Below are 13,917 nucleotides of genomic sequence, written 5' to 3'. Positions count from 1 at the left end.
TTCATGAACCTGTTCCAGCTCCGCGCATTCGATGCGGTGGCCCGCGAGGGCAGCTTCACCCGGGCCGCCGCACGACTGTTCATCAGCCAGCCGGCGGTCACCGGGCACATCAAGGCGCTGGAGGAGCATTACCAGATCACCCTGTTGCGGCGCACCGCGCGACGGGTGGAGCTGACGGAGGAGGGCACCAAACTGGCCGCGATCACCCGGGCAATGTTCGGTCTTGCTGAAGAAGCGCAGGTGATGCTCGAGGCCAACCGGCAGTTGCTGACCGGGCGTTTGGAGGTTGCGGCGGACGGGCCGCACATGGTCATGCCGATGCTTGCCAGTCTGCGCGCGCGGTATCCCGGCATTACCGTGAACCTGCGGCTGGGCAATGCTCAGGAAACCCTGGCGGCGTTGTTGTCGGAGCATGCCGACGTGGCGGTGCTGACCGAGGTCGAGCCGCGCAAGGGCCTGCATTTGCAAGCCTTAAGCGAATCACGGATTTGTGCGCTGGTGCCCGACGGTCATCCCTGGGTGCAGATGTCCAAGGGGGTGCCGCTCAAGGCGCTGGATCAGGTGATCATGGTGTTGCGCGAGCCCAGTTCGATCACCCGGCGCACCTTCGACGAGGCGTGCGCGATGGCGTTGGTCAGTCCACGGGTGTTACTGGAGCTGGACAGTCGCGAGGCGGTGACTGAAGCCGTCGCCGCAGAGTTGGGGGTCGGCGTGGTGTCGTCGGTGGAGGTCAGCCACGACCCGAGGGTGGTGGCGGTGCCGATTCTTGGTGACGGGTTGGTCAATCGGCACATGATTGGCTGCATGGAGCGGCGGCGGGATTTGCGCTTGATACAGGCGTTTTTCGAGTTGGCGCCGAATCTGAATTGACCGCGCAGTCTCTGTAGGAGCTGTCGAGTGAAACGAGGCTGCGATCTTTCCCGGTTCACTTGAGTCTCAAGCGAAAGGTCAAAAGATCGCAGCCTCGTTTCACTCGACAGCTCCTACGGGGGGAGACTCTCGCGAACCATCTCCAGAAACGTCGCCACCACCCGCCGCGAACTCTGCTCGCGCAAGCACACCAGGGTTTCAGTTAATCGCCGTTTGCAGTCGGTAATCGGCAACGCGCAAACCCTCGAATCTGCACCGAACTCAGCGGCCGACACCACACCTACACCAATCCCCACGACCACCGCCTCACGCGCCGCTTCCCGGCCTTCAACCTGAATCGCCGGGCGGATACGAAAGCCTGCCTGAGCCATTTCTTCTTCCAGCGTCTGCCGCGTCACCGAACCGATTTCCCGCAGCACCAACGGCGTGTCATCCAGATCCGCGAGGCAAATCGACTCACGGTCGGCCCACGGATGATTGCGTGAAACGAACGCCACCATCGGGTCGTTGCGCAGCGGCAACGAGATCAGACGTTCGTCACTCACCTCCCGGCCCAGCAGCGCCAGGTCGGCCTGGTAGTTGAACAACCGGAACAGCGATTCGTCGGTGTTGCCAGTTTCGATCTTCACGCTGATGCCGGGGTAGCGTTCGCAGAACCGCGCGATCTGCGGCAGCACATGTACCGGCGCATCGACGGCGAGAATCAGAGTGCCGGTCTGCAGTGCCTGAGACTCTTGAAGTAATTCCTGCGCCTCGGCCTCGATGACGAACAATCGCTGAGTAATGCTCAACAAGCGCTCGCCCAAATCCGTCAGACGGACCGAGCGTTTATTGCGGTGGAACAGCAGCACACCGAAGCGCTCTTCGAGTTTGCGCACTTGGTCGGAAATCGCCGGTTGCGTGAGGAATAGCCGCTCGGCGGCTTTGGTGAAGCTTCCGTGCACGGCCACGGCGTGGAAGGCTTTGAGCTGGGCGTGGGAAACCGACATCGAAACCTCCAGTAACAAGCTGAGCTTATATTGGAAATACGATAAATCGATTTCACTTATTAATCAGTAATTGTTTTTATCCACCTCAGCCCCGGTGACTGGTCAGTCAAACAGCGTCGGCGGCCATGAGCCTGTGCGTGCAACAGCAGGACTCATCTGACCGATATCGCCAAAGGGAAGCCGCGATATCGAAGTGCTCAACAATAAAAAAACAGGCGTTATTTCTCAATTTCTGCCGGCACACTCACACCCTGAGGTCAGAACCACCATGAACAAGCACATCGGCACCATCAAGCGTTGGCGCGTGCAGATCTTCGCGATCACCTGGCTCGCTTACGCCGCGTTCTACTTCACCCGCAAAGCTTTTTCCGTGGCAAAACTGGGGATCGCCGAAGACCCCACCTTCATGCTCGACAAAATGGCCATGGCCAACCTCGACGCCATCTACCTCACGGCTTACGCCATCGGGCAATTCACCTGGGGCATTCTGGCTGACCGCTTTGGCCCAAGGGTCGTAGTGTTTGGCGGGTTGTTGATTTCAGCGGCGGCCGCCTTGGTGATGGGCAGTTTTGCGACGTTGCCAATCTTCGCTACGTGCATGTTGATTCAAGGGTTTGCCCAGTCCACCGGCTGGTCCGGGCTGTGCAAGAACCTCGGTAGCTTCTTTCCCGCCGAACAGCGCGGGCGGGTGCTGGGGTTGTGGAGTTCCTGCTACGCCTTTGGTGGGTTGGTGGCTTCGCCGTTCGCTGGCTGGTGGGCGTATACGCTGGTCGGCACCTGGCATGCGGCGTTCTTTTCCAGTGCGGCGGTGGTTGGGCTGGTCGCCGTGCTGTTTTTTATTTTTCAGCGCAACAAACCCGAAGACGTTGGCTTGCCGGCGGTGGAACCGGAGCCGCAATTGACGGCGCAAGAGGCCGACGCGCAAAGCAAGATCAGCATTCTGGAACCGTTAAAAGAAATTCTGCGCAACCGCACCGTGCTGGTTCTGGGCCTCGCGTACTTTCTGCTGAAACCGGCGCGCTACGCGATTCTGCTCTGGGGGCCGGTGATCGTCTTCGAGCAGATGCCCTCGGTGGGCAAGGTCGGCGCGGCAATCATTCCGACCGCGTTTGAACTGGCCGGGTTGCTCGGGCCGATTCTGCTGGGGCTCGCTTCGGACAAACTGTTCGGCGCCCGACGCATGCCGGCGTGTGTGCTCAGCCTGTTGGCGCTGACGGTGACCCTGGCGTTGTTCATGGGCGCCCTGCATACCGGCAGCGTGATGCTGGTGGTGGCGCTGCTATTCGTCATGGGCCTGACCCTGTACGGACCGGACTCGATGATCAGCGGCGCGGCCGCGATCGATTTCGGCACCGCCAAGGCGGGCGCCACAGCGGCCGGTTTCGTCAACGGTTGCGGCTCGGTCGGGGCGATTCTTGGCGGATTGCTGCCGGGCTACTTCGACTCGGTCACCGTGTTCATCGTCTTCGCCGGCTGCGCGATGCTCTCAGCCCTGGTGCTGATCCCGCACTGGAACAGCCGCCCGGCTGGCCTGCGTGCCGAAAGCGCTTTCGTGCCTAACCAACGGATGACTGTAAAACCTCTGCGTAGCTGAACCCCTTTCCCTCGCGGCTTGCTGCGCCTGCGGCAGGCTAGCGGGTGGACATCTGACTGGAGATTTCCAATGAGACCCTTTTGGCTGGACCAGGCCCTGAAGGCCGATGTATCCGACACCTGTCCGGCACTGGAAGGCGACGCCCGGGCCGACGTCTGCATCGTCGGCGGCGGCTACACCGGGCTGTGGACCGCGATCATGCTCAAGGAACAGAACCCTGAACTGGATGTGCTGCTGATCGAGGCCGATATCTGCGGCGCCGGCGCCAGTGGTCGCAACGGTGGTTGTGCGCTGTCGTGGTCGGCCAAGTACTTCACCCTTGAACGGCTGTTCGGCGTCGAAGAAGCGGTGCGATTGGTCAAGGAGTCCGAGCGCAGCATCCATGCCATCGGCGCCTTTTGCGAGCAGTACGCGGTGGACGCCGATTACCGCCTCGACGGTACGCTCTACACCGCCACCAACCGTGCCCAATGCGGCTCGACCGACGCTGTGATCGCGGCGCTGGAGCGCAATGGCATCAACTCTTTCACCCAACGGCCGGTGGCCGATGTGCAACGCATGGCCGGTTCCAGCAAACATCTGGAAGGCTGGTTTTCCCCGGCGGCGGCAAGCGTGCAACCGGGCAAACTGGTGCGCGGCTTACGCCGGGTCGCCTTGCAACTCGGGGTGAGGATTCACGAGCACACCGCCATGACCGGGCTGCAGGAGGGCAGGCCTGCGGGCATTCAAACCCCGAACGGTACCGTCCGCGCGGATCGTGTGGTGCTGGCGATGAATGCCTGGATGGCCCGGGCATTTCCCCAGTTCGAGCGCACTGTGGCGATTGTTTCCAGCGACATGCTGATCACCGAACCGCGGCCCGATCTGCTCAACGAAATCGGTTTGACCAGCGGCGTCACCGTGCTCGATTCGCGGATTTTTGTGCACTACTACCACAACACCCCGGACGGCCGAATCATGCTCGGCAAGGGTGGCAACACCTTTGCTTACGGCGGGCGAATGTTGCCGGTGTTCGATCAGCCATCGCCCTATGCCGGATTGTTGCAGCACAGCCTGAGCGAGTTCTTCCCGGCGTTTGCCCAGGTCAAGGTCGAGGCGACCTGGAACGGTCCGTCTGATCGCTCGGTCACCGGTTTGCCGTTTTTCGGTCAGATGAGTGCCAGCGGCAACGTGTTTTATGGTTTCGGATACTCCGGCAGCGGGGTTGGCCCGTGTCATATGGGCGGGCAGATTCTCGCCTCGATGGTTCAGGGACTGGACAACGCCTGGACCCGTTCGCCCCTGGTCAACGGACCGTTGGGCTTGTTTCCGCCGGAACCGATTCGTTACCTCGGCTCCCTGATGGTGCGCAACGCCATTCGCCGCAAGGAGCGCGCCGAGGATCATGGGCATCGGCCACGGCATCTGGATGTGCGTCTGGCGAAGTTCGCGGCGGCGGCAGGCAAGGCCGACAAGGGCTGAGTGTCAGGGCGTGAGGTCCGAGCGATTGACCAGCCAATCGAGCAGCAAGTGGCTATCGCGGCGTGGCTCGGGGACAGGCCGAGTGCGCGGGTGATGGCCCATGCCGACGCACAGCACCGGCCGGTCCGGATCACTGTCGAGAAAACTGATCAGGACGTCGCTGCCGGCCTTTGGCAGGCTGGACGGGTCAATCCGGCCGTCCGGCGCTGCAAAGGCCACCGGTAACCAGATACCGGCAGATTCAAGCGGATCCGCTTGCGCTGTTGGCCACAGCCCAACCTGTATTCGACCTCGATCATCCAGCGTCGCCGGCTGCCCGGCAGGGCCCAGCACCCGGGCGGGCTGATAGCCCGGGATGCTCGGCCTGGTCTGTCTGAGCGCCGGCCTGAAGACCGTTGACCAGGGAATGGCGGTGAACCGATTGCGGTAATGGCGGACAGTAACGGGTTTGTCGGTGGCAAGAATCGAAGGTTGTTGCCCCTGATGTCGGGTTTCGGTGAGCAGCCATTGATCGTTGAAATTCGGCAGTGGATGTTCTGACACTTGCACTATCCGTGCGCTGCGCAGTGCACTCTGGTTGCTTTGACCGTGGATCTGCAGGTGCTGGCAACGCAGACGTTCCAGTTGTCGTCGGCTCAACTGATCGTGATGGATGTGCTCGGGCGCGGGGCGGACCATCACCGGCAATGGTTTGCTGAAAGCGTGGTTGGCCGCTCCCTCGTCGGTTTTTTGCGAGCCACGGTTCCTGGCCTCCAGTCGTGAGGGAAAGGGCGGCGAGTCATGGCGCTGGAACAACTCACTGATCACCGGCACGTCACTGTCTTCGGGCGCATTGCCCTGGAAAGCCGTAAGGACCGGTTCCTGGGGGAAACTCAGGCTGTCATCCGCCAGGACCAGCACATGCCCCTCGCGCGAATGTTCGAAGTGATAGTGAATGCCTTCTTCTTCGCACAGCCGTTGCAGCAATGCCAGATCGCTCTCCTCGTACTGAATGCAAAAAGGCCGGACGGGATAGCGTCCGTTGGATAACTCGAAACGATAGCTCCCCTCGGGCACATCATGTTCCTCCAGCAGTTGGCGCAGGATCATGGGTACGCTGAGGTGATGAAAGACGCGGCGTGAACGCTGCCGGTCGAGCCATTGAAGGTAGGGCACCAGCACCAGTTTGTAGCCGATCCGGTGTGGGCCGCGATGCTCGCGACTGGCACTGTGAAGGATGCCATGAATACCCTGGCCCTCCATCAGGCTGAGGAACACCGGCTGTTGCAGCAATCGGTCGAGGTTCATGGCCGGTGCGAGGCCGATCACTTCGATGTCGAATCGATAGGACTGGTTTAGGGCTTCTCGGCCACTGAACTGCAACACCTGCAAACTCAAATCGCCGTCGAGAAGTGTCAGGGTGAAGGGACTTTCCTTGTCGTTGTGCATCGAACGCGCTTCTGCCATGGAATTCGGGCGCAGAGGGTACGAAACCATAGCCCTTTATGGTCACCGCAAATCGAAGTTTCAGAATCGCCCTACAACTGCCGGTGAAGATGTCGATTCGTCATGCGGGTGAACAGGGTGGATTTTTTGGTCGATTGCCAACTTTAGGGCGTATAAACTTGCGCCATGCGTCGGCCAATAGATGTCTCGGCGCCACAGATCAAGAGAGTGAGTAATGGGCGCACAGTGGAAGGTTAAACACAAAGAAGCGGCATCTAACGCCAAGGGCAAGATCTTCGGCAAACTGGTAAAAGAAATCACCATCGCTGCCCGTAACGGTGCCGATGTCGCTACCAACGCACACCTGCGTCTGGTGGTTGAACAGGCTAAAAAAGCTTCGATGCCCAAGGAAACCCTGGATCGCGCGATCAAGAAAGGCGCGGGCCTGTTGGGCGAAACCGTGCAATACCATCGCGTGACCTATGAAGGCTTCGCACCGCATCAGGTGCCGCTGATCGTTGAATGCGTGACCGACAACATAAACCGCACCGTTGCTGAAATCCGCGTCGCGTTCCGCAAGGGCCAATTGGGCGCTTCCGGTTCGGTCGCGTGGGACTTCAACCATGTCGGCATGATCGAGGCGTCCCCGGACAGCCCGGATGCCGATCCGGAAATGGCCGCCATCGAAGCCGGCGCCCAGGATTTCGAGCCGGGTGACGAAGAGGGCACGACCCTGTTCCTGACCGAGCCTGCGGACCTGGACGCCGTGCAGAAAGCCCTGCCGGAGCAAGGTTTCACCGTGTTGTCGGCCAAGTTGGGTTATCAGCCGAAAAACCCGGTCAGCGGTCTGAGCGATGAGCAGATGGCTGAAGTCGAAGCCTTCCTCGAAGGCCTCGATAACCACGATGACGTGCAGGACATGTTTGTCGGGTTGGCGGGGTAATTTGATTTTTCAGTGATACCGCCATCGCGAGCAGGCTCGCTCCCACAGTAGGTTGTGTTGAATAAAAGTTACATGTTCGACACAAAACCTGTGGGAGCGAGCCTGCTCGCGATTGACCGCGCCGCGGTCACCAGCGATTCAACGCCTGCACAATCTCGCTAAACCCCGGTCGCGCCAGCACCTGCGACTGACAGCAGCGCTGTTGCAATGCCTCCAGCTGCACACGACCCTCATCGCTCAACCCCGAGTCGATCCGCTCCAACAATTCCCCCAGCAAAACACCAAACGCCCGTACCTCGATCCGTTGCAGCGCACGGCTTTCAAGGCTGTCCGAGGTGGCATGGAAAGACGCCGCACCAAAATCCCCCAGCAGGCAATCACCGTGCTCGTTCCACAAAATGTTGTGGCCGTAGAGGTCGCCGTGGGTGATGCCATGCAGGTGCAAATGCTCGGCTGCCGAGGCGATGCCACACGCGATGCGCAATGCCACGCCAGCGCTGATTCGGGTGTCGTTGGCGTAAACGTCGCGGGTACATGACGCCAGGCTCGGCAGGTCGGCCAGATTGCGATAGCTCGGATCGATCAATTGCATCACCAGCCCGGCCTGGGCTTGTGGATGCCCGACGACTCGTCCTTCAACCCGGATCAGGTTGGGGTGACTACCGGCGGTGATGCAGGCGTTCATCTCGTGCAACGGCGAGCCATCGCTGGTCATTTCGCCTTTGTAGAGTTTGACGGCGACCTGAGTGGCCGGCTGGCCCGGTCGATCCCAGATAGCCCGATGAATCACGCCTGAGGCGCCTTCGCCCAGTTGCTGCTCCAGACGCAGTTCAGACCAGGGAATGCGAGGCGTGGCTTCGAGGGCGGCCGCATCGGCTTCGGTCTCCAGCGGATTACCGGCGTACGCCAGCCAGGTCAGGCTCGGCAGGGACATCAGCCACTCGGGTAACTCGCTCAACTGGTTGGCGGCGATGCGGATCAGTTCGAGTCGATGGCAATGACGCAAGCTCTCCGGCAAACGTTGCAAGCGGTTGCCAGCAAGCATGAGTTTTTGCAGGTGCGGGCGTTCACCCAGCTCGACCGGCAGTTCAGTGATGCAGTTATCGGTCAGGATCAGCCAGCGCAGCAATGGTGGCAGGGCGGCGTCTGGCACGCGCTCGATGCGGTTGGCCTTGAAGCCGACCATCGTCAGTGCGGCGCATTGGCCCAGGCAGTCGGGCAGTTCGGTGAACAGATTGTCCGAGCAGAACAACACGCGCAAACGGGTCAGGCGGTGCAAGTCGTCCGGCAGGCTGCTCAACGCATTGCCGCTGAGGTTGAGGATTTCCAGCGAGTCCGCCAGGTCGAAGATTTCTCGCGGAAACTCCGTCAGGCCACAGGCGAGGTCCAGGCGGGTGATGCCCGACAGTTGGCCGGCGCGCAGTTGGGCAAGGGTATCCATGAACAGATTCACTCTTGATCGGGAGGAGGCTCGGGGGCCAGAGAAAGGGCGACATGATAGCGGGAAACGTGTGGTGTCTGGCAGACCGCCTTCGCCAGCAGGCTCGCTCCCACAGTTGACCGAGTTGTCTGGATGGACGCGATCTAATGTGGGAGCGAGCCTGCTCGCGAAGGCGGTCTGAACTGCACCACAAAACCTACGGATCACTGACTTCGACCAACTGCCCCAACCGGCTGCGCGTGCGCGCCAGATCGATGGCATCACCGCCCAGGCTGTCACGCAAAGACTGCTGGCCGAGCAGAATCAGGTGCTTGTCCTGGTCGTACAGGACGTCGACCAGGTTGATGAAGCGCTGCTGGGCGGCGATGGAACAATCGGCGAGGTTGGGCAGTTCATCGATAAACCAATGATCGAAACGTCGGCACAGCTCCAGGTAATCCATCACCGCTGTGGGGTGGTCGCACAGATCGCCGAAGGTGAAACCGATGGTTCGCCCTTCGCAGTGTCGGGCCTGAAGGTTGCGTGTCCCGACGGGCAGTTGAATGGCCGGCGCGTCGCGTTCGGGCAGGTTCAACGACTGACGCTGCGCCAGCGTGGCCGGCCAGATGTACTGGCCTTGGGTAAACAGCTGCTGGGCGTGGGTTCTCGCCTGACTGCGGTAGTCGTAAGGGCCGCCGACCTCCATGACCTGCATGCGAGCATTGATCAGGTCGATCACCGGTTTGAAGCGCGCGTGGTACAGCGGGTTGGACAGCAGTCCTTCCGGTGGGTAGTTGGAAGTGACCAGCAGCAGGATGCGTCGGCGGAACAATGCCTTGAACAGCCGGGTAATGAGCATCGCATCGCCGATGTCATGGACGTGAAACTCGTCGAAACACAGCACCCGGCAATCGCGCAGCTGTTCGTCGAGGGTGGTTTTCAGCGCATCGGGCTGATCGCGATGACTGAACATTCCTTGGTGTAGCTGCGCAAAAAACTCATGAAAATGCAGGCGCTGTTTTTCCGCGATGGGAAGGGCCTGGAAAAACCCGTCGAGCAGCCAGCTCTTGCCGCGACCCACGGCGCCGTGCAGGTAAAGGCCGGGGGGCGTTTTTGCCGAGGTGCCCGACAGCGCTGCGGCGTGTTGCGCCATGCAGTCGATGACGCGCAGTTGGCTATGGCTGAGGGTGTAACCCTGGGTGTGGGCCTTGCGGTGGAAGTAGTCGTGGATGACTCGACTGGTCGCGGTATTACCGGCGGATGCCGCCGATGACTTGCCGAACAAGCGGCGTAGCGCAGGCCAGCGTGGTGTGAGTCGCGAACGGTTTGGCGGTCGAATGGCCACTGTGATTTCACCCCGTAATTTGCACGCCGGCTCCCCCGAGCTGCGGCGGCGTAGTGTAACCAAACGGGGAATTTTCATTCCAGTTGTGTCGACCTGTGACGATCAATCTAATCTCTACGCAGACCAGGCCATGCCGCCAGCAATCCCAATCTGTAGCAGCTGCCGAGCCTGCGAGGCTGCGTTCGGCTGCGCAGCCGAACGCAGCCTCGCAGGCTCGGCAGCTGCTACATAGAGAGTGCTATGCCGGAAGTTACCGCTCGATACTGCGATTCCACCGCGCATTCCATGCCGGGCGCTGTTCGTTGACCTGATCCCAATCGATCGCAATGGCAGTGGTCAGGTACTGCTTCATCGCCTCCACCTGACCGCGAGTCTTGTCGGTGGTCGGGGTATTGGGGTTGGACGGGATCTGGTCGCCGTCTTCAAGCGCGGTGGCCTGCGCTTCAGGTGTCAGCAAGAAAGCAGCGAGTTTCTGCGCCAGTTCCGGCTGAGTATTGTTGGCGATGGCACATTCGGCCACGTTGAGCACCACGGCGCCTTCCTTCGGTTGCGCATACTCCACCGGCATGCCTTTGAGTTTCAGGGCGGTGACCTGGGTCGGCGTCAACGGGAACAGCGCGGCTTCGTCGGTCTGAAGCATTTCGGAAATCTTCGCCGAGCTCGGAATGTACTCCAGCACGTTGCGCCCGACGGTGTTCGGCCAAGCCTTGAAGCCTGGCTCGACGTCGGTTTCGCTGCCGCCCTGAATCCGGTTGAACATCAGGAACCCGTGCAGGCCGAAGGTCGAGGAGGCCATCGACTGGAACACCAGTTTGTCCTTGTAGCGCGGGTCGGCCATGTCCATCCACGAGGTCGGCGCGGTCCAGCCTTTCTCCTTGAACAACCGCGTGTTGTACGCCAGCCCGGTCACGCCGAGGCTGACCGCCACCGCTTGATCCTTGATGCGGCCCTTGGCCGGAATCTGCGCCAGCGATGCGCTGTCTTCGAGTTTGTCGCACAGGCCCATGGCGATGGCGCGGTACATGATGCCGTCGTCGAGGAACATCACGTGCATCTGCGGGTTGCCTTTGCTGGCCTGGACCTTGGCCAGAATATCGGCAGAGGTGCCGGGCACAATCACCACTTTGACGTTATTGGCCTTCTCGAAAACCGGCAGCACCTTATCGGCGTAGAGCCGCTCCATGGTCCCGCCGTTCATGCCCAGGTAAAGCGTCGGTTCGGCCTGGGCCTGGGTGACCGTGAGCAGGGCGGTCAGACAGGAGAAACCGAGCAGTGCAGTGCGTTTGACGTTATTCATTGGCGCGACCTTCCTCTATCAAGCAACGGAGATGGAGTGAAACCGGGTGATGGAAAACGCATCCAGCGACGTTTTTGAAGCGCCGCTGCAGATGATTTCGGTGAGCGCCTGGCCCACCGCGGGGCCGATCTGAAAGCCCGCACCGGCAAAGCCGAATGCGTGCAACAGACCGGGTTGAGTGCCACTGTGGCCGATCACCGGTTGGCGATCGGGCAGGTAACCTTCGGTGCCGCTCCAGGTGCGAATCGCCTGGGCGCCTTCAAGAAACGGATAAAGCTCGACCGCCTGACGCAGGATCTCGATGACCGCGTGCTGGCCCGGCCGGGCGCGGGCACCGTCGAGGGCAAAACCCTGACCGCCACCCAACACGCAATTGCCGCGCGCGACCTGACGGGCATAGATACCGCCGCCCTCGACCCCGGTGCTGGCATTCATCACCAACGGCAAGGGCTCGGTGACCAGCATCGCCGGGTGCCCGGCGTGCATCGGCACTGCCTCACCGAAGTGTTCTGCCAGGGTGCCGGCCCAGGCTCCGGCGCAATTCAGCAGCCAGGGCGCCTGCAGCTCCAGACCGGTTTGAGTGCTGACGCGAAAGCGCTGGCCGTCGTGTTCCACCGCCGTCACCGGGCATTGTTCATGGACCTGTGCGCCGTGCCGACGCGCCGCCCGGGCAAACGCCGGGGACACCAGGCGCGGGTTGGCATGACCGTCATCGGGGCAAAACGAGGCACCGACCGCCACCTCGCCGACCCACGGAAAACGGGCGCGTAACTCAGCGCGATCGAGTACCTGCAAATCCAGGCCAAAACCCCGACTGCTGGCGGCATAGTCTTGCAAGGCGTGCAGATCGTTGAGGCTGCGGGCCAGTTTCAGGTGGCCGCTGCGCTGATACTCACCGTCGATGCCAATCAGCTGCGGCAGCTGCCCCCAGATGTCGTGGGCCCGCTGCGACAGCGGCAGTTGCGAGAGTGGTCGCCCCTGGCGCCGCACGCCGCCGTAGTTCACGCCGCTGGAATGCGAGCCACAGAAGTCCCGCTCCAGTAGCGCCACGCGCCGCCCGGCCTTGCTCAGAAACAGCGCAGCGGAGGCACCGACAATTCCGCCGCCTATGATGACGGCATCGACTTCGATCATGACTCGACCTCCAGACCAAACGGCAGGGGTTTGATGGGGGCCTGAGCCCGAAGCCTGCCGATGTCGGACACGCAGCGCTGACTTTCGCAGGCAATGATTTCTGCGGCGGCGGCGCCACACATCCGTCCCTGACAGCGACCCATGCCAACCCGGCAGTGCGCCTTGACCCGGTTGATCTCCCAATGACCCTCGCGCACCACTTGGCGGATGTCGCCGGCCCGCACTTCTTCGCAGCGGCAGATCATCACCTCATTCGGGGCATCGACGGCCCAGTTCTCGGGAAAGATGAAGGCCCGTTCCAGACCTTGGCGGAAGGTATCGATCCGTCCCAGCGCCTGCTCCAATTGCGCCCCACGTTGCGGCGGGATCAGGTAACCGATGTCTTCGAGCAACGCCAGGGCCGCGCGTTCGCCGGCCATTTCGGCCGCGTCGGCGCCCATGATGCCGGCACCGTCGCCGGCCAGGTAAACCTCGGCGACACTGCTGCGACCGGCGCTGTCACGCTGCGGTAGCCAGGCGCGGTTGAGCGGGTTCCAGGCGAATTCACAGCCGAGCAGGTCGGCGAGTTGGGTTTCACTGCGCAGGCCGTGGGCGAAGGCGACGGCGTCGCACTCCAGAGGCTGAGAGCCCTTCGTGTTGCGCCAGGTCAGCGATTGCACACGCTGTTCGCCGTTGATGCCTGTGAGGCTGGCACCCTGATGCACCGGGATGCCGTGGGCGGTCAGCCAACAGCGGTAATAGATGCCTTTGGCCAGGGTGGCTGGTTGCGAGAGCAGGCCGGGCAGGGCGCGGGCCTGAGCGCTGAAGGGCGAACTGTCGAGCACCGCGACCACCTTGGCGCCGGCCTTGGCGTATTGATACGCCACCAGGTACAGCAACGGCCCGCTGCCGGCGAACACCACGCGTTCACCGATGGCGCAGCCTTGAAACTTGAGGGCGATCTGCGCGGCGCCGAGGCTGTAAACCCCCGGTAGGGTCCAGCCCGGCACCGGCAGAATCCGGTCGGTGGCGCCCGTCGCGACGATCACTCGCGAGAACGTCAGCCGTGCAGCGCGGCCTTCATGCAAGGTGTCGAGCGCACCGTCTTCAGCATTCCATACCAAAGTTTCAGGACGGTAATCGAGTTGCTCGTGCAGCCCGTCGATCGTCTGATGCAACGCGCTGGCCTTGCCGGCTTCGAAGCCATACAGCTTGATCGGCGAGCGCTTGAAGTTTGCCGGTTGGCGACGATAAATCTGCCCTCCACCGCGTGCTGCTTCGTCCAGCAGGACCGGGCGAACGCCATGGGCGACCAGGGTTTGTGCGGCACGAATACCGGCCGGACCGGCACCGATGATGATCACGGAATTCATATCGACCCCATGAAATTCAAGATCAAAAGATCGCAGGCTTCGCCAGCTCCTACAGGAGACCGCGTTCGGCGTAGGAGCTGCCGAAGG

The 13,917-nt window shown here is 61.7% G+C and carries 11 protein-coding genes; 4 read left to right on the top strand and 7 right to left on the bottom strand.

Translation table 11 applies throughout. The features are described from left to right. Positions 1 to 3: 3 nt before the first annotated feature. Positions 4 to 870 (top strand): LysR substrate-binding domain-containing protein, encoded by an 867-nt coding sequence (locus JFU47_RS08075; protein WP_201182400.1) that lies wholly within the window; start codon positions 4 to 6, stop codon positions 868 to 870. A gap of 113 nt (positions 871 to 983) precedes the next feature. Here the strand turns inward: JFU47_RS08075 and JFU47_RS08070 are convergent, their stop codons facing one another. Next, positions 984 to 1,859 (bottom strand): LysR family transcriptional regulator, encoded by an 876-nt coding sequence (locus JFU47_RS08070; RefSeq protein WP_201182398.1) that lies wholly within the window; start codon positions 1,857 to 1,859, stop codon positions 984 to 986. Positions 1,860 to 2,127: 268 nt separating this feature from the next. Here JFU47_RS08070 and JFU47_RS08065 point away from each other — a divergent pair, with 268 nt between their 5' ends. Next, the gene (locus JFU47_RS08065) at positions 2,128 to 3,453 is read left to right on the top strand and encodes an MFS transporter (protein ID WP_201182396.1); all 1,326 of its coding nucleotides are present in this window, start codon (positions 2,128 to 2,130) and stop codon (positions 3,451 to 3,453) included. A 69-nt stretch (positions 3,454 to 3,522) separates the two neighbouring features. After that, the gene (locus JFU47_RS08060; RefSeq protein ID WP_201182394.1) at positions 3,523 to 4,914 is read left to right on the top strand and encodes an FAD-dependent oxidoreductase; all 1,392 of its coding nucleotides are present in this window, start codon (positions 3,523 to 3,525) and stop codon (positions 4,912 to 4,914) included. Positions 4,915 to 4,917: 3 nt separating this feature from the next. On the opposite strand, the gene JFU47_RS08055 is transcribed toward JFU47_RS08060, so the two are convergent. Beyond that, entirely contained in the window at positions 4,918 to 6,342 is a 1,425-nt protein-coding gene (locus JFU47_RS08055; protein ID WP_201182392.1) for a type VI secretion system Vgr family protein, read from the bottom strand. 232 nt (positions 6,343 to 6,574) lie between these two features. Between JFU47_RS08055 and JFU47_RS08050 the strand changes: the two genes are divergently transcribed. Continuing rightward, complete coding sequence (locus JFU47_RS08050) at positions 6,575 to 7,282, top strand: YebC/PmpR family DNA-binding transcriptional regulator (RefSeq protein WP_123366177.1); 708 nt, start codon at positions 6,575 to 6,577, stop codon at positions 7,280 to 7,282. Between the two features lie 127 nt (positions 7,283 to 7,409). On the opposite strand, the gene JFU47_RS08045 is transcribed toward JFU47_RS08050, so the two are convergent. The 5 genes from JFU47_RS08045 to JFU47_RS08025 all read right to left on the bottom strand — a co-directional run bounded on the left by JFU47_RS08045 (position 7,410) and on the right by JFU47_RS08025 (position 13,830). Next, entirely contained in the window at positions 7,410 to 8,723 is a 1,314-nt protein-coding gene (locus tag JFU47_RS08045; RefSeq protein WP_201182390.1) for a leucine-rich repeat-containing protein kinase family protein, read from the bottom strand. 196 nt (positions 8,724 to 8,919) lie between these two features. Continuing rightward, complete coding sequence (gene zapE / locus JFU47_RS08040) at positions 8,920 to 10,047, bottom strand: cell division protein ZapE (protein WP_201182388.1); 1,128 nt, start codon at positions 10,045 to 10,047, stop codon at positions 8,920 to 8,922. A 250-nt stretch (positions 10,048 to 10,297) separates the two neighbouring features. Continuing rightward, positions 10,298 to 11,344: an ABC transporter substrate-binding protein gene (locus tag JFU47_RS08035; protein WP_201182386.1), complete on the bottom strand. Its 1,047-nt coding sequence runs from the start codon at positions 11,342 to 11,344 to the stop codon at positions 10,298 to 10,300. An 18-nt stretch (positions 11,345 to 11,362) separates the two neighbouring features. After that, positions 11,363 to 12,478 (bottom strand): NAD(P)/FAD-dependent oxidoreductase, encoded by a 1,116-nt coding sequence (locus JFU47_RS08030; RefSeq protein ID WP_201182384.1) that lies wholly within the window; start codon positions 12,476 to 12,478, stop codon positions 11,363 to 11,365. Continuing rightward, the gene (locus JFU47_RS08025; protein ID WP_201182382.1) at positions 12,475 to 13,830 is read right to left on the bottom strand and encodes an FAD/NAD(P)-dependent oxidoreductase; all 1,356 of its coding nucleotides are present in this window, start codon (positions 13,828 to 13,830) and stop codon (positions 12,475 to 12,477) included. Before JFU47_RS08025 ends, JFU47_RS08030 begins: the two co-directional genes overlap by 4 nt. Positions 13,831 to 13,917 lie beyond the last annotated feature (87 nt).

It is taken from the genome of Pseudomonas sp. TH39(2020), assembly GCF_016650715.1.
In the GTDB taxonomy this organism is placed as follows: domain Bacteria; phylum Pseudomonadota; class Gammaproteobacteria; order Pseudomonadales; family Pseudomonadaceae; genus Aquipseudomonas; species Aquipseudomonas mandelii_C.
Note: the sequence above shows the minus strand (reverse complement) of the source record. Positions and strands in the feature narration are given on the sequence as shown.